The sequence below is a fragment of the Acidobacteriota bacterium genome (assembly GCA_039028635.1).
Lineage (GTDB): Bacteria > Acidobacteriota > Thermoanaerobaculia > Multivoradales > JBCCEF01 > JBCCEF01.
The window spans coordinates 1-18,441 of the sequence record JBCCHV010000074.1; the positions used below are offsets into that span (position 1 = coordinate 1).

Sequence of the window (18,441 nt, forward strand, 5' to 3'; positions counted from 1 at the left end):
CCATGGCGGTCTTCGGCTACAACATCGTTCGGGTCTTCATCGACCCGGGCAACTGGAATCGCGAGACCGGCATCAATGGGCCCTGGGAGACCGGGCACCTCGACGAGGCCTACCTCGACCACTTCGCCGACTTCTTGCTGCGCGCCACCCGGCACCGCCTCTACGTTCTGCCATCGATCGATGGCGTCCCCCTCAATCGCCACTACTGGGAGATCTTCAGCCCTCCGGCCCCCAACATCGAGGGCATGAACTCTCACTACCTCGCTCCCGGTCACATCGCCGCCAAGAAGGCCTATCTCGAGGACTTCATCGATGCCCTGCAGGCTCGGGTCGGCTCCGAGTTCCTGACCAGCATCTTCGCCTACCAGCTGGTCAACGAGCTGGTCTACCAGGGACGCAAGCTGCCGTTCTCCTCCCTGACCCTCGAGGTGACGACAGCCAACGGCAAGACCTATGACATGTCGGACCCGATCGAGCGCCAGCTCGCCGCCGACGAAAACACCATCCTCTACACCGATACCATGGTCGACGCGATCCGCTCCCGCGACCCCGACGCGATGGTGACCATCGGAATGTTCACCTACACCGCCTCCGGCAAACCGGAAGGCCCGAACGGCTTGCTGCCGATCCCGCCTGCTGGCGAAGACGGGCGCTTCCCGGTGCGTCCGGCGGTCCTGTCCCAGTCGACCGCCCTGTCCTTCATCGACCTTCACATTTATCCCGGCTTCGGGGTCCCCCTCGAGGACGATCTGGCATCCTCCGAGTGGTCCGACCTCGATCCGGCGACGCCGGCGATGCTGGGCGAGTACGGCGCCCTCAAAAACCGCCACGCCAACATCCTGGCCGGCGCCGCGGCGATGCGCTCCCTGCAGCTCGAGAGCTGCGCCTTCGGTTTCTCGGGATGGCTTTACTGGGCCTACGACCTGCCGGGCAGCACCTGGACGCTGTTCGAGGAAGGTGGCCTGATCAACCAGACCGTGGCGCCGCTCTACGTCCCGTCTCCGTGCGGCCTCAAGAGCAACTGAGGCTGGCCCTTCCGGCGGGGCCTCGGCCGAGGCCCCGCTCACCAAAGATCCGGTTTCGAGCTCGCCCACCGAGGGCGAGGATCCGCTTCGGCGATCAGCGCAGCTTGTCGCAGCCAATGTCCTTCGACTCGCCGACGCCGTAGTCCTCGGTGCGACCGTAGGACGAGCCTCCCTGGGAGGCCTGGGCGAAGGACATCGAGATCATGCGACAGCGATCCGGACTGCGCATCACCACCCAGGTGCTGAGAAGACGCCGAACGATCACCCCCGTCGCCGGGTGGCGATCGATCCGCCAGTCGCGATCACGAATGATCACCCGATCGACGCTCCAGGGAGCCGACAGGCGCTGGCCGGCGAGCCGGACCATCTCCTGCTCGAGGCGGGCATTCCTCATCGCGGCCTTCGGTAGCTCGACCTCCGCCAAGAGCTGATCATTGAGGACCCGCGATTGCCGGGCCAACGCGGCGACACCGGCCGAGCCATCGAGCTCGAGCTCGCCGACGGCCCATTCGCTGCTGCCGGGTCCCCCCTTCAGCACCACCCTCAGCCGGTGATTGCGGGGCGACATGGCGACCAGCCCGGAGGTGATGGCGACACCGTGGCGATGGCGGCGCAGAGCCGGGGCCGGGATGATTTCGAGATCGAGACTGCTGTCCTCGCCCCGCGCACTCGGCAGGTACCACTTCTCGCTGTAGATCCGGTTGTCGTCGAGATAGACCTCGATGCGCGCCTCGGTGGCGCGAGACAAGCCCTTGAGCTTGCGATCGAGGTAGGCCCGGGCATGGATGGTCTCGCCGACAAGGAAACGGTCCTTGATCCCGGCCGAACCCTCACCCCCCACCGCGATCGGCCGATTGGCAAAGACGATCCGGCGCTGATGCTGGCGGTGGAAGGGACTGGTCAACACATCCTTCTGCACTTTCACCTCGGCCGCCTGCAGCGCCTTCCCGGCGTCGCTGCGAAGTCTGGTGTAGGTCGAGTTGCCGGGCAACACCGCCAGCACCGCATCACTCACCTGGACCGCCGCCCGGGCGTAGTCGAGGGCCGCCGCCGGTTGATCGTCGAGTTGGCCATAGGCTTCCTCGATGTGGCGATCGACCACCGGCTTGAGCCGGCCTTCGGCGAATTCTGGATACTCGACCTCGAGAAACTGGCGAATGCTCTTCAGCTCGTAGAAAGTGCCTTCGGCGTAGGCCGAGGCTTCCCGAATCTTGGCTCGCAGAGCAGTGGTATCGAACTGCTGAGCGACGCCGAGATAGTCGGCACCGCGCCGGCGGAAATCGTAGTTGCCATGGAATCCGTGATCGATGGTCAGCTTGCTGAACAGATGGGTTTTCTGAAGGAAGAGCTTCCCGAGATTTTCTTCCTGATTCAGCTCCGACACGCCGCCATCGACCTTCTGCTCGAGCTTCTCGAGCTCGGCGATCTCGCTCGAGATGTCGAAGTCGGGGTCCTTGGCGCGGACCTTGTCCACCGAAGCCCGGGCCCGCCGGATGTCCCGGACGACATTTTCGACTCGGTACTGGTTCTCGAGGTCGCCGGCCGCGATGGCACTGGCGACCCGCTTGAGCTGGTTGCGGAGAGTACGGATCTCGATATGGGCCGGGCTGCCTTCGGATGGCGTCTGCGCCCAGGCAGCGCCTTGGGCCGCGAAAATTCCGATGAGCAAGGCCACCGCCCAAGCAACAGCTCGTGAGTTTTGAAGTCTTCCCGTGGATTGCATCTCAAACCTCCCCAGATTCTTGACAATTATCTCGCTTCTCACATCGCGCGAGTGAATCGCGACGAAGAAGCTGCCCGGGGCCATCGGCCCAGAGCAGCCGTAGGAAAATCACCCAATGACCGCCTCGGCGATCGCGGCTACTGGTTCGTCGGCCCGATACAGGGCCAGTGCAAATTGGTGCGATTGGAGTAGCCCGGTTGGAGGGAGCCCGAGGCATGGCCGGGCCGCAGATCGACGACGTAGTAGTTGTTGCCTCCGGGAACCCGGCAGTTCTGCCCCGACCAGGGAGTCACATTGAGGTTGTTCCCCTGGACCGTGGCGTTGGTCATGCCCTCGACCACCAGGCCGAAGCCAAAGGTCCCGCTGCCGCTGTTGTTGAGGAAGGAAACACCGTTGCCGACCTGGCAATCGGGGTTCTGGCCGACGTCGTCACACCACAGATGGGCGCCCACCGAAAGAGCGACGTGGAGATGCTGACCGCAGCAGGTCTGCACCAGATTGTTGCGAATCACGGTGCCGGTGAAGTCGGTTCCCAGGGCAGTCGCCGCGATGATGCCGCTGAACGCCGAGCGATTGGCATTCGCCACCCAGTTGTGCTCCACCACCGTGTTGCGGCTCTCGAAAATCGTGATACCGCCGTCCGTCGCGTCGAGCACCGTGTTGTGAGCGATATAGGAGTTGTCACAGCTGACGTCGATGCCGTCCGTCCACTGGGCATGGGCGGTGTGGTCGCCTGATCCGTTGATGTTGTTGCGCACGATCCGCAGTCCCGAGCAACTCGGGTCCGTCGCCGCATCGACAAAGGAAAGTCCGGAAGAGTTAAGCAGGGTGGTGTTCTCGAGCCTCCCGTTCCTGCCGGTGATGGCGATCAACGACCGGTAATGGACGTGCCCCAAAACCTGATATCGCCCGTCGACGACGACGTTGCGGATCTGGGCCCCGGGCTTACGGGCCTGGATCACCGGCGAGTTGAAGCTCGCCCCATTGCCGACCTCGATGCGGGCCTTCTGGGCATCGTTGGTCGGAAAACCAGTGGTGAAGATCCGCGAGTTGTTCCTGGTCATGTTGATCGGCGTGGTGACCGTGAACACGGCCCCCTGGCAGAGCTCGGCGACGCCGCTCGCGGCGAGGGCGCTCGAAATCTTGCTGGCGGATCCTCCCGTGATGCAGGCCCCCTGGGCCGAAGTCGAAACCAGCACAATGGCCCCCAGGGCGATCGTGATCGAACACAGCAATCTCCTGACTATCATGGCAAGTCTCCTGTTGAAGTGCGAGTGGTAATAGGCGAGCAAGTCAGTGAGCGCACGGCTCCCCGAGCTCACTCCTGGAGCTGAGCTCAAATCAAGAACCGGAAAGGTTTCGAACGCCGAGATCGGCACTCGGTCGAGCTTCCGGGAATTAGAAAAAGACAGCCGGAGCGGCGAACATGCTCCGGCTGGATGGGAGGACTGAATGATCGATCGACGGATGCCTCGCATTTGCCCGGCAAGAGATGCATCCTTCGCCAGGCAAGATCGGCGAAGATCAGTCGATCGAAGAATTCCGGGACCTAGTCGATGAGCCCCTTGTCGCGCAGCGTTCGCTCGATCTGTCTGCGCTTCTGACCGGCTTTCTGGGCAGCCCGCTCACGGTTGAGCCTCCAACCTTGCGGGGTTCTCGATCCTTGAGCGCGATTCGTCTCGCGATACTGCCGTTCGGCGAATCGCAGAACGGCCGGGCGCGAGTCCGCGAAGTCGGAAGCGGGTCGCTCCTGAACCCGCACCACCATCGAGTTGTCTGGAACGAAACGATCCGCCATTCGCTCGCCAAAGGCGCCAATGCCCAGACCCGTGCCACCCATGGTTGCAAAGTCTCCGACCGCGGAGGCTCTGGTTGCGACCTGAGCACCTTTGTAGAGTCTCGAAGCAACAGCCGCGTGAGCGCTCGTCATTCCGAGGATCAAGGCAGCGATTTCAACGAGCTGCCTTCCTTGATCCGGGGTCAGACCTGGTGAGCCAACATCCTCATCAGCTCCCAGGCTCCCTCTGCCGACGAGCGCCGCAATGTTGACGCCACCGGCCGCGTTGGGCACTGACACCACCGGGGGGTTGTCCGCCGACAGCCCCGTCGGATCCGAGTATCGAATCGGATTGCCATTCGCATAGCCGTACAGATTCCAGCCATCGCGGGCCGGATCGACGCTGGCGAAGCGGTAGTAGATCGGCACGTAGGTCCTCGCCAGCATGTAGTAGCTGGCGCCGTGGCGATCGAGCTCGTGGCCGGTGAACTTGGCGACGCGCTCATCCTCTCCGGTGGAGAAGGCCTCGCCGCCGTAGGGATAGTAGGTATGGCGCCCGACCTCCCGGCCGAAGACGTGGGTGATCACTCGCGGCGACTGCAGGTGATCGTTGTGGAAAAAGCGCAGGACGCCGGCACCGCTGCGCGTCGCCAGGGTGCCATCAGGACCGTAGACGTGGTCCTTTGTGAACTCCCAGCGCTCCCCCGGCTGAGAGGCATTGCGGTAATGCCCCCAGCCGGTGACGCGATGCTCCCGTAAAACCTTGCCATCCTGATCGCGCAGGGTCCAGAAACGCTCGCCGGTGCTGGCGTTGTAGGTCAGCAGGCGGTAGTTGCCGGGACCGTAGGCGTGATACTCCTCCGCCGGCGCCGGATACTGGGTGGCCACCGTCGACACCATGTTCAAGCTGTCGTGCTCGAGGTCGAAGAGCGGGTTCTCCGGCGGTCCGACACGGTCGATGTTGCCGGAGGCGTCGTAGATCGTATCCGGCTCGCTGCCGGCGTTGCCGACCAGCCGATTCTTGGCGCTGATGTTGAATACCGCTGGCGCACCACCGTCGCGCTCGACCGCCGTCAGGTTGTCTTTGTAATCGTAGGTATAGGCTTCCCAGCGGTTCGCTGAGCCGGCCGTTCCCCGCACCAGTCGGCTGGCGGCGTCGTAGACATAGCGGTCCTCGCCGATCGCCGCGATGTTGCCGGCACCGTCATACTGATAAGTACCGCTGGCGAAGATCTGCTGACCCCCAAAGGCATAGTGCGAGATTCCCGCCGGCCGCTGCATGCCGCGCGTCCCTTGAGCCAGGCTGGTATAAGCCTGGTTCGAGTAGTCGATGCGCTTGAGCTGGTAGTTCCAGTGGTACTGATAGTCCGCAGAGATGCCCCGGTTGGTGCTGATCTTGACGGGCACGCCCTGGTTGTAGGTGCGAGTGACGGTGTGCGACAACGGCTGCTGATCGGCGTCATCGTTGCAGTACTGGCGGTTGTTTTGAGGCGTCGTGATGCAGCCCGGATAGTCGATCGACACCACATTGCCGAGGGCGTCGTACTCCCAGCCCTGCTCGAAGGTGTGGGCGTAGCGATCGGCATCGACGGCGTTGTCGGGGAAGCGCAACTGGGTGGTGCGCCGGCTCATCTTGCCGAGGCGTCCCCGGTACTCGTAGTCTTCGACCACCGCCCAATCGAGCCCCGGCGGCGGATAGTTGTGGCGAATCGCCTGCACCATCTTGCCGCGGCTGTAGTTGCTACCGTCGTTGCTGTTGGACCAGGTGAACTCCTCCCACAGGCGCTCGCCTTCCTTGACCCGCACCAGGCGTCCGTCGCCGTCGTACTCGTGGGTCAAGCGATGCTGGCCGTCGAAGTGGCTGAGGGTATTGCCCAGTACATCCGGAAAGAAAGAGATGGTGCCGTTCGAGGCCGTCGAGCCGATCTCGGGGTGCTTCTCCCAGATCAACAGCTCACGGTTGTCCCAACCGAACTGGCGCTTCTGGCCGAGAACCTCGCCGCGCGGCCGCCGCTCCGACTCGACGACGTTGCCGTGGGGGTCGTAGCGAAAGATCTCCTCGTACTCGTCGTGGTAGCGATGCACCTGACGGCCGAGACCGTCGGAGATGCTGGTCGTGGTCTCGGCCGACGTTCCGTCCGTCTCGGTCTGAATGTTCACCGTCGACGTGCTGAGTCGAACTCCCTGGTAGGCACGCACCTCCTGGGTACCGTCCGGCCTAGTGATCAGACTCGGTCGGCCGAAGGGGTCGTAGCCAGCGTAGCGAGTCGCATTCTGGTCGCTGTTGACGTGGCTTTTCTGCTGCACCGTCGAGACCGCCGTCACCCGGCCGAGGACGTCGTACTTGGTCTCCTGCTCCGACTCCGCCGAGGTCGTCTCGCTGGTCGGGATGCTCTGGATCTCGCGCCGTAGACGCCCGAAGTGGTCGTAGACCAAGAGCCCTGAGCTGAAGACATCGTTGCCGACCTTGCGCTCGATGGTGACGCTCGGCGGGACGTCGCTGGGGCTGTGATAAGTCAGCCAGGTGTCGGCTTCGCCCTGGCCATCGACGGGAGCCACCCGGGTGGTGCGGCCGAGGAGGTCGTAGACGAAGATCGTGCCCTGATCCGACGGATTGAAGGTCTCCACTGGCAGCCCCGTATTGCGATCGATGTCGGCGCGATAGCGATAGGGGAAGTCGCCAATCTGAGTGCTCGAGCGAACCAACGATTGATAGCCGTGGTTGAAGGTGAACTTGTTGGTTCCGCTAGTTCCATCGACATTGCAAACGTCCCCGCCAAGACCACCGTTCGAGCCACCGGCGCGGATCTCTTGCACCGCCAACCCAGCGTTGACGCCTTCGTCGGTCCCGAGGACATACTTGGTGACCACATCCGTCGCATGGTCGATGCCGGCATAGCGTCGCTTGCGCATGCAGTCCATCACGCCGCCGCTGTCGAAGCGGTAGGACGTCACGTAGGTGCGGCCATTGTCGATCAACGTCTTGCTGGAGTATGGGGTCAGGATCCACCGTGAGCTCACCCCCGGCAGATAGGTGCTCGGAGTTCCCATGTTGATGTAGCCGGTGGTCGAGCTCTCGGGCCGCGCCGTCCCGGCACCGGCGGTGTATTCGGTGCGGTGCTCGACGGTCCTCACGACACCGGTGAAATCGTCGAGGGTGAAGGCGTTCTGAGTTTGCCCGGCACCGGTGTGGTAGGTGTTCTTCCTCTCCAGCCAGCGATCGGCGTCGTCTTTGAAGATGGTGCGCTCGCGCACTAGCACCGGATCCACCTGCCAGCAGCCCGGCGCATCGCGGTACTGGTTCTGCGCCGTACACGGCCGACGCTCCATGGCATATCGAACGTATTTCTCGCGCTGGGCGGTACAGTTGCCGGCGACGCAATCGCTCACCCGTTCCGAGAGGAAAAGGTAGTCGGCATCACCAGTTCCGATGCGCTGTCCCTTGTCGAAGGGCAGGCCGTGGTCGGTGATCTGCCAGGCACCGATGGGATCGCTCGCCGACGGCATTTGCGGCCCCTGGGTCACCGCATTGAAGAGCTCACGGCGGGTGAAGCGATTGTCGACGGTCGGGCTGTCGATCTGCGTCCGTCGGTATTGGGCTCGCTTGCAGGTCGGCCCGTAGAGGTCACCATTCGCCACCGTCGGATGGATCGAGCTGGAGTAGTTCCAGGTCGCCACCACGTCGTTGCCGATCTTGTGCTGTTTGAGGGAAATGCCGTAGCGATCGTAATCGGCCTCGACGTCATCGTTGGTCGTGGTGTAGATGCAGGCCGTCGGGAATCGCCATGCCCGGTAGTCGTAGGCGTACTTCCCCAAGGTGGGGAGGGTGATCTCTTTGATGCGGCCACTCTTCAGGTAGCCGTAGTAGTAGGTGAAGCGATAGGGCCGGGTCTCGGGAACGACGATCTTCTTCAACACCGGAACCCGCATCGTGCGGGCTGCCGATCCGAGGGTGCCATTGGGATCATGGGGAGTCGTCCGCTGGACGAGCTTGGTCAGGTACTCGAACTTGTACTCGGCCTGTCGGCCAGCGCTGGCAGCCACCACCACCCGATCGAGCACTCGCAGGAGATCGCCGAGCTCGTCGCCATTGCCGAGGCGCAGCTTGTTGTCCGAGCTGGCGTCGTTGCCGCGGCGGGACTGATCGTCGGTCTTGAAGACGATGGAGTGGGAGCGGCCAGTGCTGTCCGAAAGGGTCCAGAGCTCACCATCGGCCGTCGCTTCGTAATCGACCGTAAAGCGGTTGCCGTAGTAGTCGCGCTGCTCCCGGAAGCGCCAGCAGCCGGTGACGCCGCCGCCGCAGCCGAGGGTGCCGAGGGACTGGTTCGACTGCTCGAACTCCGAGATCACGCCGCTGGGATGCTCGACGATCACCGTGTCGGCATCGATCTGGCGCATCCGTAGGTGGCTACCGTCCTTCGAGTAGCGCACCGGCCGGCCGCCGCTCGAGTTGACTCGGCCGGGCAGCGTGTGAAGCGAGTGGGAGGTGCCGCCGGGTGAGACGTAGAGCCAGCTATTGGCATCGGTGCTGAACTCATCGTCGGCCTGGTTGGGCCAGGTCTGAGCGTCGAGCTCATAGAGCCCGTCGGGCTTCTCCGGCGGGTAGAGCTGCCCGAGGTGGAGCTCCCAACCGAGGCCGGCGTTGCTGCCCCGCTGCGGAATGCCGACCAGGGTTTGCGGCACCGCACAGCCGCCGTTGGAACAGAACACGGTGGAGTGGGCCCAGGCATCGGAGTTGTGGGTGACCCGCAGTTGATAGCGCAGGTGCGGCCCGACGGCGTACTCCTGCCCGAGTGGAATACTGATGTTGACGTTGCCGCTGGCGGCGTTGATGGCTTCGATCTCGCCGTCCGACAAGAACGGCTGATTGGGCACGTAGCCGCGCAGCGACGGAACTCTCTCGCCGGCCAGGCTGGCGGTCCGGCCGACGATGTTCTGAGGCTCGCCGGAATCGTCAGCACCGGCAGCGGGCACCTCGGGATCGCCCCCGGGTTCTCTTCCCGCTCCCCGCCACTGCAGCGAGGCCCGCTGCGGGTTGCCCAGGTGATCGCGAATCAGCACCTCGATCTCGCTGCCGTCCGACAGCGGTGAGGTCGCCAGGCAACGGCCCCCGTGGGCTCCGAGCGTGCAAGCGAAGACTCCCGTAGATTCGCCATCGGCCTGCATCTCGAGGCTTGCGGAATCGACGCCCGAAGCGAAATCTCGGAAGCCGATCTCGAGGACCGAATCGCCGGTCTTCGAGGTTTCCTGCCGCAGCTCGAGGAGCGGCGAAACGCGGTCCGGCGAACCGGCCGCGAGGGCCCACGCATGGACCTTCGCTCCCGGCTCGAGATTGCTCCGAGCCAGCACCTCCCCACTGGCGCTCAGCTTTGCCAGCTGGCCGCCGCTGAGCACCCAGACGGCGCGGTGGGCCGCATCGAACAACAGGCGATCGATGGTCGAGTCCTCGCCGAAGGGACTCGTGAAGGCACGCTGGTCACCGGCCACATCGAGGTGCTGCAAGCGGTCCCCGGAGGCCAGCCACAGACCGCCCCGGTCATCGCCGACCACCGCCGTCAATCCCGCGACGGGAGCTTCGAAGAGCTCGTGCCCACCGCGGTCATGGCGATAGAGGCCGTCAGCGCGGGCCAGCCACAACCGGTCCGGTCCCGTGGCCACATCGAGATCGACCACCGTCCCGGGGCGGCGAAGAGTGCGCACCTCGAGCCCGGTGGTGACGTCGTAGGCACTCACCGCCTCGCCATGGGCCAACCAAAGCAGCGAATGCTCGCGATCGGTGGCGAGGTCGGTGATCGCCTCGGGCAGGCGGATCTCTCTCAAGATCTGACCTTCGAAGCTGATGCCGAGCAGCCTCTGGTTCGCGGCCAACCAGATGGAGCCATCCTCCGACACCACCGAGAGAGCCGCCGACCCTTTGGCCTCGGCCGCGACTTCCAGCCGGCGCAGCAGCTCGCCGGCGAAGTCATGGACTGCGAGGGAGTCACCGTCATAGAGCCACACCCGCTGCCGATCCTCATCCACGGCCACTGCCCGAACCGTCGCCTCGACAGGGATGGTCAGGAGCGGCTCACCGGTTGCCGAATCGACTTTCCGGACGCCGAAGCTGTCCGCAAGCCAAAGCGCTCCCCGGGGACCACCGTCGAAACCGACGGATGAAGCTTCTACGTCCGATTCCACGAGGAAACGCGCGAAGCCCGGCGTCGCTATAGAAAGAAGGAACAACAGGCTCAAGGTCCAGACGGTTCGAGCCTTGATGACTGATCGATTCATGGAGGATTCCCTTTCCAAGAGATTTGAAGACGGTGCGTGCAAAGTCGATAGCGATCCGGCGCGCGGCGATCCCAGCGCGTGCTCCGGTGTATCCACAAATCCATGAAAAGGGGGCACTGCAAGCAGGGGGCCAGTGCTCGAGGTGCGGCGATGCAGCTTCCCGGGCTGCCGTCCAGGGTTGCTCCCGGGAGCCGGAACTCATAGGTTTCGAGCTCGCCGCAAGCCCGATACAGGGATTCGGTTCCCCCCACCGTCTAATCCAGGCGGAAACGAAAGCCAGGGCGTCAGATGCACGATCCCGAGCGGAACGGCGCACGAATTCGTGCAGCCACGCCAGGCCGAGCCCCGCTCCGGAGCCCTGGCGGCGAACGCCTTCGAGGCAGTTCCTGATGTCGCGACGTTGCCGCGGGTGGGAGCATAGAATCCTCGAGAACACAAACCGAAGCTTCCGCGTAAGAGGAGCAACATGGGCGACGAATCGAACCTTCGAGATCCGCGGCAGGACCCGACGGAAACCGTCGTTCCTCGGCTCCGACCGGCGCCTCCGCAGCGCCCCTCGACCGAACCGCTTCGGCAAGCCGATGGGGTCGGTCGCTACTCCGTGCTCTCGCACCTCGGTTCCGGCGGTATGGGCTCCGTATACGCGGCCTATGACCCGGACCTCGACCGCAAGGTGGCCCTCAAGCTGGTGCGCAGGGACCGCGCCTCGAAGATCGAGCAGCAGCGCCTGCTGCAGGAAGCTCGCGCCCTCGCCAAGCTTTCCCACCCCAATATCGTTCGGGTCTACGACGTCGGCTTTCACGGCGAAAGCGTCTTCTTCGCCATGGAGCTCGTATCCAGCCTCAGCTTGCGTCGCTGGCTACTCGAGCAGCAACCGAGTTGGCGACAGATCGTCCACCTGTTCTTGGGGGTTGGACGGGGCCTGGCGACGGCCCATGAACACGGCCTGGTACATCGCGATCTCAAACCGGACAACATCCTGGTCGGTGATGATGGCAGCCCTCGCATCGCCGACTTCGGCCTCGCCAAGTGGATGGCGAACGGTCGCGACACGAGTCCCTCGGAGGCGGCCTCGTCGCATTCCGCAGCGGGTGATAGCGACGATGCCTTGGGAACCCCGGCCTACATGGCGCCGGAGCTCGCCTCGGGCCGAGCGGCGGACGAGCTCTCGGACCAGTACAGCTTCTGTGTCGCCCTCTACGTTGCCCTCTTCGGCCTCCATCCCAGGGATGAGTCCGGTGGCGGCGACGAGCGCCAGGCGACGGACCGCGCCACCGGTGCCGGAGAAACGGTTCCGGCCCGCCTCCGAAAGGTGGTCTTTCGCGGTCTGCAAGACGATCCCACCAGCCGCTACGCCTCGATGTCCGAGTTGGTCGAGGCTCTGTCGCAATCGACCAAGTCCTGGAACCGCCGCTGGCCCTGGGTCGCCATGGCCGGCACCCTCGCCGTAGCCCTCGGTTCGCTTCCCTGGCTGCTGCCGGGGCATAGTCCGCCCCCCCTCTGCGCCGATAGCGAAGAGCGCTTCGTCGGCATCTGGGACGCCGAGAAGCGACAGACGCTGACCCACGCCTTCTCCACCATCGGGTCGCCCCTGGCGATGGAAACCGCGGAGCGCGTCGTACCGATCCTCGATCGCTATCGCTCGCAGTGGATCGAGACCCACCGCGAGGCCTGTATGGCGACGCGGATTCACGGCGTGCAGTCGGAACGCATGCTCGACCTCCGCATGCTCTGCCTCGAGCGTCGACGGGAGGAAGCGCGCGCCCTCACCGACCTCCTGATCGACGGCGGTGAGGAGGTCCTTCCCAACGCGGTGCGAGCCAGCCAGAGCCTGTCGCGCATCGCGGCCTGCGAAGCGGACGCCGAACGAACCCTGGTGGCAGCGCTGCCGCAGGACGCCGCGCGGCGCCGCCAGCTCGAGCAGCTCGAAGCCCAAACGGCCCGTCAGACGGTCCTGTTCCGCATGCGCCGGGGAGTCGACGAAGAGCTGATCGCATCCATCGTCGAGCAAGCCGACGCCCTGGGCTATGCCCCACTGCAGGCTCGAGCCCGCCATCTGCAGGGTCAGGTGCAGTTGATCGTGGGTGGCGATGCGACGGCCGGCGTCTCGACCTTGGAGCTCGCCCTCGCCAACGCCCTCGCCGGCGGCGACCGGCCGTTGGTGGTCATTCTCCTCGGCAAGCTCGCCGAATTCACGGGCTTCAACCAGGGGGAATCGGAGCGTGGCAAGTGGTGGGGCCGTTTCGCCGAAACGGCTCTCGCCGGCCTCGGACCGGAGCGCGACGAAGAGCGCTTCCTGGTGCATTCCAGCCTCGGCCTGCTGGCCTGGAGCTGCGGACAGTCCGAATCCGCCGAAGGCCACTGGCAGAAAGCACTGCGCTTCGGCAGCGCCGCCCACGGCGCCGACAATGCCGTGCTGGCGGAGATCCTCAACAATCTCGCCCTCGTCGCCGAAGACGACGGAGACGCGATCCGCTTCTTGAAACAGGCCCTGCGCAGCAAAGAGCAGTCCTACGGCGGCACCAACCCGCTGCTCGCCAACTCACTGGTCAATCTGGCCGGGCGAGTGGCCGGTACGGGCTGCTTCCGGGAGGCGTTGCCCTACGTTCAGCAGGCCGCCGATGTGCTCGCCGGAGCTTACGGCCCCGATCACCCCTACCTGGCCTATCCGCGCATCGTCGAGGCCGAGCTACTCAACGCCCTCGATCGGCCGGTCGAAGCGGCTCGGGTTCTCGCAGAGACTCGCCGATTGGTTTCCCAGCTCGGGCTCCGCCATCCCCTTTCCATCCAGCTCGAGCTCGACTTCGCCGACTCGATGTTGCTGCAGCTCGACCCCGAACGCGCCGAGAGCCATCTCAAGCGCGCCACCGAGCTCGCTTCGGGGCTACCGCCGGAGAGCCCGGCCCTGATCACGGCCTCCTTGCTCCGCGGACGTCTTCTCCTGCAACGGGGCGACCACCAGGCCGCCCGGGCCGTGCTCGAGGCAGACTGGCTTAGATCCACCGAGGCCAAGTCGCAGCGACCGGTCAACCAGCGCATCGCCCTCTTCGTCGCCCTGGCGGAGGCCGACCTGCGCAGCGGCCGCTCGGCGGACGCCCGGCTCTATCTCGAACAGGCCCTCGAGCAGGCGACCCTGTGTAACGAGCTGCCGGCTCTCAGTGCCGAAACTCGCTTTCTGCTGGCTCAAGCGGTCGAGAAGGACAGCCCTGAACGAGCCATTCGCCTCGCCCGGGATGCTTCCGAAGACCTCCCGGCCAGCGGCAGCGCCGCCAGCCGCCGCCTAGGCCGACAGATCGCCCTCTGGCTGGTGGCGCGGGCCCATTAGCAGGCTGCTGAAAAAGTCGCGTTTGCGACTTCTTCAGCGCCTGCTGTTTTCTCAGGGGGGCTAGAGGCGCCCCCCTCGAGCGAACGCACATGTCGTTCGCTCTCACCCCCGTCCTCAGCGGCTCTGCCGCTGCCTCGCCCGTTGGGCTCGGGGCTCCGTGCCGACCTGAAACCCTGGACTCGATCTTTTTCAGCAACCTGCGACGAGCCTGCGGTCTTCGCGCCCCCCGTCAGGGATCGTCGGGGGGAGCGTCCTCGACGGCGTGGCCGAGCTCTCGGCAGCGGTCGATACGCCGCCGCACCGCCATCCTGGAGAGGCCCAGGAAGCGGCCCGCCTTCACCTGGTTGCCACCGCTACGCCGTAGGGCCTCGGCGAGGGCGGCGCACTCGAGGGCCTGCAGGTTGAGGTCGTCGGCGGTGGCGAGCCAGGACTCGAGCTCGGGCTTCGACTCGCCGGGGCTCGAGTCCGGAGAGGCGGTCACCGGATCCTCGCCGGGCCTGGACGGTCCTCCGGAATCGGCCCGGATGTGGTCGGCGAGGAGTGAGCTCTCGATGGCCTCGCCTTCGGAGCAGACATAGACCAGACGACGCACTTCGTGGACCAGCTCGCGGATGTTCCCGGGCCAGGGATAGGCCATCAGCCGGCGCAGTGCCTTGACCGTCAGTCCCCGAATCGGCTTGCCGATGTCCTGGGAAATCTGGCGCAAGAAGTGCTCGACCAGAATCGGAATGTCGTCCCGCCGCTGGCGCAGCGGCGGCACTCGCAACTGCACCCCGGCGAGGCGGTAGTAGAGATCGGCCCGGAACTGCTGCGCGTCGACCAAGGCCAACAGGTCGGCGTTGGTGGCGGCGATGATGCGCACGTCGAAGGCCACCGGCTCGCCGCCGACGGGATGCACCTCGCGCGCTTCGAGAGCCCGCAGGAGCTTGGGCTGCAGGGCCGCCGGCAAGTCTCCGATCTCATCGAGCAGCAACGTGCCCCCCTGCGCTTGGAGAAAGCGCCCGCGACGGGCGCGGACGCCGGTCGCCACCCGCTCTCCGATGCCGAAGAGCTCGGCTTCGAGAAGCTCCGCCGGCACGGCGGCACAGTTGAGGGCGACGAAGGGGCCGCGGCGACGGCCCGACGACAGATGCAGAATGCGCGCGATCCACTCCTTGCCGGCGCCGGTCTCGCCGTTGACCAGCACCGGCAGATCCCGCCCGACGAGGGGCTCCATCTGGCGATGCAGCTCGCGAATCGTCGCCGAGATACCGGGCACATAACCGGGCGGAAACTCGAGCTCTGGGCGCAGCTGGCCGAGGGCCGCCGGCAGCGCGAATTCGGCCGACACGAAGTTCCGCACCATCAGGCGCAGCAGGGTGATCAGCAACGGCTGACTGTCGGCGCGGGCCGGAAAGTCGCCGCACAGAACGAGCACCACCGCCGGACGGTCGGGCTCCGACCAGGCGGCCATGGTGAGCGGCTCCTGCTGCGCCACGGCGAGGGTCGCAAAGCGCAGGCCGCTGGCCTCGGAGGACGCCAGCCACTCTTCGATCCGGCCTTCGAGGCCGGCGTCGAGCTCGCCGCAAGCGGCGAGAACGATGGCCTCGCGATCGCCCAGCCGCAGCACCGCACCAGCCCTCACCCCCACCCGCGAGACCACCCGCACCAGCACGCTCTCCAGCCCGCCGGCCTGATCCTCCGACTCGAGCAGGGCATCGAGGGCCGCGAACCAGCGTCCGACGAGGCGGCCGTCGAGCCAGTTCCGCCGCGTCGGGGTGACCTCTTCGAAGACCTCCTGGACCGACGACTCCGCCGCCGGCGTCAGATCCACCGCCAGCTCCGAATCGAGACTGTCGACGGGCTCGAGGCTGAGCTCGGCTCCCCCGAACCAGAGCTCGTCGCCGGACCGCAGATCGACGGTGGTGACCCGTGCACCGTTGACGAAGCTACCGTTCTTGCTCTCGAGGTCGTTGAGCCAGACGCCGGCGGGATCGACGGTGAGCAGAGCGTGGCGCTGGGAGACCCCCTTCACCGACAGGGGCACGTCACTTTCCGGCGCTCGGCCGATGACGTTGGCGCCGATCTTGAGGGGGAAAACGCGCTCTCGGCCCGCCACCACGCCGCGCAGACGAAAGCCAAGGTTGGCGGCGAGCTGGTCGTCACCGTCGGACTGTTCTCGGGGGTCGCCGGTCTCCACAGGGAGGACTCCTCATCGCAAATTTCCACGAGCAACCCCGACGGCGCAGCGGCCAGGGGTCGGGCATCGTCACTATAGCGCCCGTCTCTGCAGGGATCTTGCCAACCTTCCACCGAGCGAAATTCGCCGCCGGCCGCCGCCTCCGGGAACATCCCTCCGTTCCAAACGTACCCTCTTCGAGAAGCCGCTGCGGGGCCGAAGCTCGGTGCCGGAAGCCCCAACCCAACATTTAGAGCTAGAATTCAGCGCACCCTGCGCCCCTTGCAGGGGATCGAGCGGAGATTTCGAAGGAGGTTCCCGAGTATGAAAACCGCGGCCAAAGTCGGCCTTTTCTTGATTCTTGGATTGGTGCTCCTGGCGGCCGTCGGGCTGGGCATCTGGGCCTTCACCCAGAGCTCCAAGGGCAATGTTCCGAAGGCGACGGTACTCGAGGTCAACCTCGCCAAAGCCTACCCCGAGCAGGCACCGCAGGATCCCATCGGCTCCCTCTTCGCCGATGATCAGATGCGCTTCTTCAAGCTCCTCGAGACCCTGGAAGCGGCCACCCAGGACGATCGCGTCGCCGGCATCGTGGCGCGCGTCGGTTCGATCGGCGGCATCGCCGACGTGCAAGAAGTGCGCGACGCCATCCTCGCCTTCCGGGCCGCCGGCAAGACCGCCGTCGCTTACACCGACACCTTCGGCGAGTTCGGTCCCGGCAACGGTGCCTACTTCCTGGCTTCGGCCTTCGACGAGGTCTACATTCAGCCTTCCGGCGATATCGGCTTGACCGGCCTCGTGCTGCAGTCCCAGTTCATCTCGGGCACCCTCGACAAGCTCGAGGTCGACGCCCAGATGGATCACCGCTACGAGTACAAGAACGCCATGAACTCGCTCACCGAGACCGCCTTCACGGAGCCACATCGGGAAGCTCTGGGCGCCCTCATGGAGTCGATCTTCGGCCAGATGCTGAACGGCATCGCCGAGGCCCGCGGAATGAGCGATGACGAGCTGCGGGCCACCATCGACCGCGGTCCCTTCTTCGGCCAGGAGGCGGTCGACGCCGGCCTGGTGGACGGGCTGCTCTACCGCGACCAGGTCTATGACCGCGCCAAAGAGATCGCTGGCGAGGACGCCGAGCTGCTCTTTTTCGAGCGCTATGCCCAACGCGCTGAAGATCTCTATGACAAGGGCGACACGGTGGCCCTGATCTACGGCGTCGGCGGAATCCAGCGCGGCGACAGCGCCACCAACCCCTTGACCGGCGCCTCCTCCCTCGGCGGCGACTCGATGGCGCGGGCGATCCGCGCCGCCATCGACGACGACGACGTGCGGGCGATTCTGCTGCGCGTCGACTGCCCCGGCGGCTCCTATGTCGCCTCCGACAGCGTCTGGCACGAGACCATCCGCGCCAAGGAAGCCGGCAAGCCGGTGATCGTCTCGATGTCCAACGTCGCCGCTTCCGGCGGCTACTTCATCGCCATGGCGGCTGACAAGATCGTCGCCCAGCCGGGCACCATCACCGGCTCCATCGGCGTCTTCGCCGGCAAGCTGGTGACCTCCGGCATGTGGGGCAAGGTCGGCATCACCTATGACCAGGTGCAGACCAGCGCCAACTCCACCATGTACCTCGCCACCGAGGACTACACCGAAGCCGAGTGGCAGCGGCTCCAGGACGCCCTCGATCGCATCTACGTCGACTTCACCTCCAAGGTCGCCGAGGGCCGCGGCCTGCCCGTCGAGCGTGTGCAGGAGATCGCCAAGGGCCGCATCTGGAGCGGCGAAGACGCCATCGAGATCGGCCTCGTCGACCGCCTCGGCGGCTTCCAGGTCGCCCTCGATCTGGTGCGGGAAGCGATCGAGGTCGACGCCGACGCCACCCTCCGCCTGAAGGAGTTCCCGCGCCAGAAGACGCCCTTCGAAATGCTGTTCAATCAGGATGAGGGTCCCGACAACAGCGAGAAGGCGGCCCGCGCCGTCATGGTCAGCACCCTCGAGTCGCTGCGCCCGCTGGCCCGCTTCGCCGAGCAGGTCGGCGTCCTCGAAGAGCAGCGCGGCGTGCTGATGATGCCGGATGTCGAGCTGATCACCGACTTCTAGACCTCATCGGCTCCCGAACCGAGACGGCCGAGCTTCCGCCCGAGGCTCGGCCGTTTTCCTTTC

General features: G+C 65.5%; 7 protein-coding genes. 3 read left to right on the forward strand and 4 right to left on the reverse strand.

Translation table 11 applies throughout. The annotated features are described in order from the left end of the window. The coding region (locus AAF604_22265) for a hypothetical protein (protein ID MEM7052407.1) at nt 1–1,025 on the forward strand (1,025 nt) is incomplete at its 5' end. A gap of 94 nt (nt 1,026–1,119) precedes the next feature. Here the strand turns inward: AAF604_22265 and AAF604_22270 are convergent. From AAF604_22270 to AAF604_22280, 3 genes are all read right to left on the reverse strand, one after another. Beyond that, nucleotides 1,120–2,694, reverse strand: a complete 1,575-nt coding sequence (locus AAF604_22270) for a hypothetical protein (GenBank protein MEM7052408.1) — start codon at nt 2,692–2,694, stop codon at nt 1,120–1,122. A 191-nt stretch (nt 2,695–2,885) separates the two neighbouring features. Next, the gene (locus tag AAF604_22275) at nt 2,886–3,998 is read right to left on the reverse strand and encodes a hypothetical protein (GenBank protein ID MEM7052409.1); all 1,113 of its coding nucleotides are present in this window, start codon (nt 3,996–3,998) and stop codon (nt 2,886–2,888) included. 299 nt (nt 3,999–4,297) lie between these two features. Continuing rightward, nucleotides 4,298–10,795 carry an RHS repeat-associated core domain-containing protein gene (locus tag AAF604_22280; protein ID MEM7052410.1) on the reverse strand — a complete coding sequence of 2,166 codons (6,498 nt, stop codon included), beginning with the start codon at nt 10,793–10,795 and terminating at the stop codon, nt 4,298–4,300. Between the two features lie 466 nt (nt 10,796–11,261). On the opposite strand from AAF604_22280, the gene AAF604_22285 reads away from it, so the two are divergent. Continuing rightward, nucleotides 11,262–14,120, forward strand: coding sequence for a serine/threonine-protein kinase (locus tag AAF604_22285; GenBank protein ID MEM7052411.1), 2,859 nt, complete (start codon nt 11,262–11,264; stop codon nt 14,118–14,120). Nucleotides 14,121–14,349: 229 nt separating this feature from the next. On the opposite strand, the gene AAF604_22290 is transcribed toward AAF604_22285, so the two are convergent. Continuing rightward, nucleotides 14,350–16,299, reverse strand: coding sequence for a sigma 54-interacting transcriptional regulator (locus tag AAF604_22290; protein ID MEM7052412.1), 1,950 nt, complete (start codon nt 16,297–16,299; stop codon nt 14,350–14,352). Nucleotides 16,300–16,602: 303 nt separating this feature from the next. Here AAF604_22290 and sppA point away from each other — a divergent pair, with 303 nt between their 5' ends. Then, nucleotides 16,603–18,378, forward strand: a complete 1,776-nt coding sequence (gene sppA, locus AAF604_22295; GenBank protein ID MEM7052413.1) for a signal peptide peptidase SppA — start codon at nt 16,603–16,605, stop codon at nt 18,376–18,378. Nucleotides 18,379–18,441 lie beyond the last annotated feature (63 nt).

Excerpts from the sequence above, each read along its gene's own strand:
- AAF604_22275 (MEM7052409.1), bottom strand. The coding sequence starts at position 3,998 with ATGATAGTCAGGAGATTGCTGTGTTCGATCACGATCGCCCTGGGGGCC.
- AAF604_22280 (MEM7052410.1), bottom strand. The coding sequence starts at position 10,795 with ATGAATCGATCAGTCATCAAGGCTCGAACCGTCTGGACCTTGAGCCTG.
- AAF604_22285 (MEM7052411.1), top strand. The coding sequence starts at position 11,262 with ATGGGCGACGAATCGAACCTTCGAGATCCGCGGCAGGACCCGACGGAA.
- sppA (MEM7052413.1), top strand. The coding sequence starts at position 16,603 with ATGAAAACCGCGGCCAAAGTCGGCCTTTTCTTGATTCTTGGATTGGTG.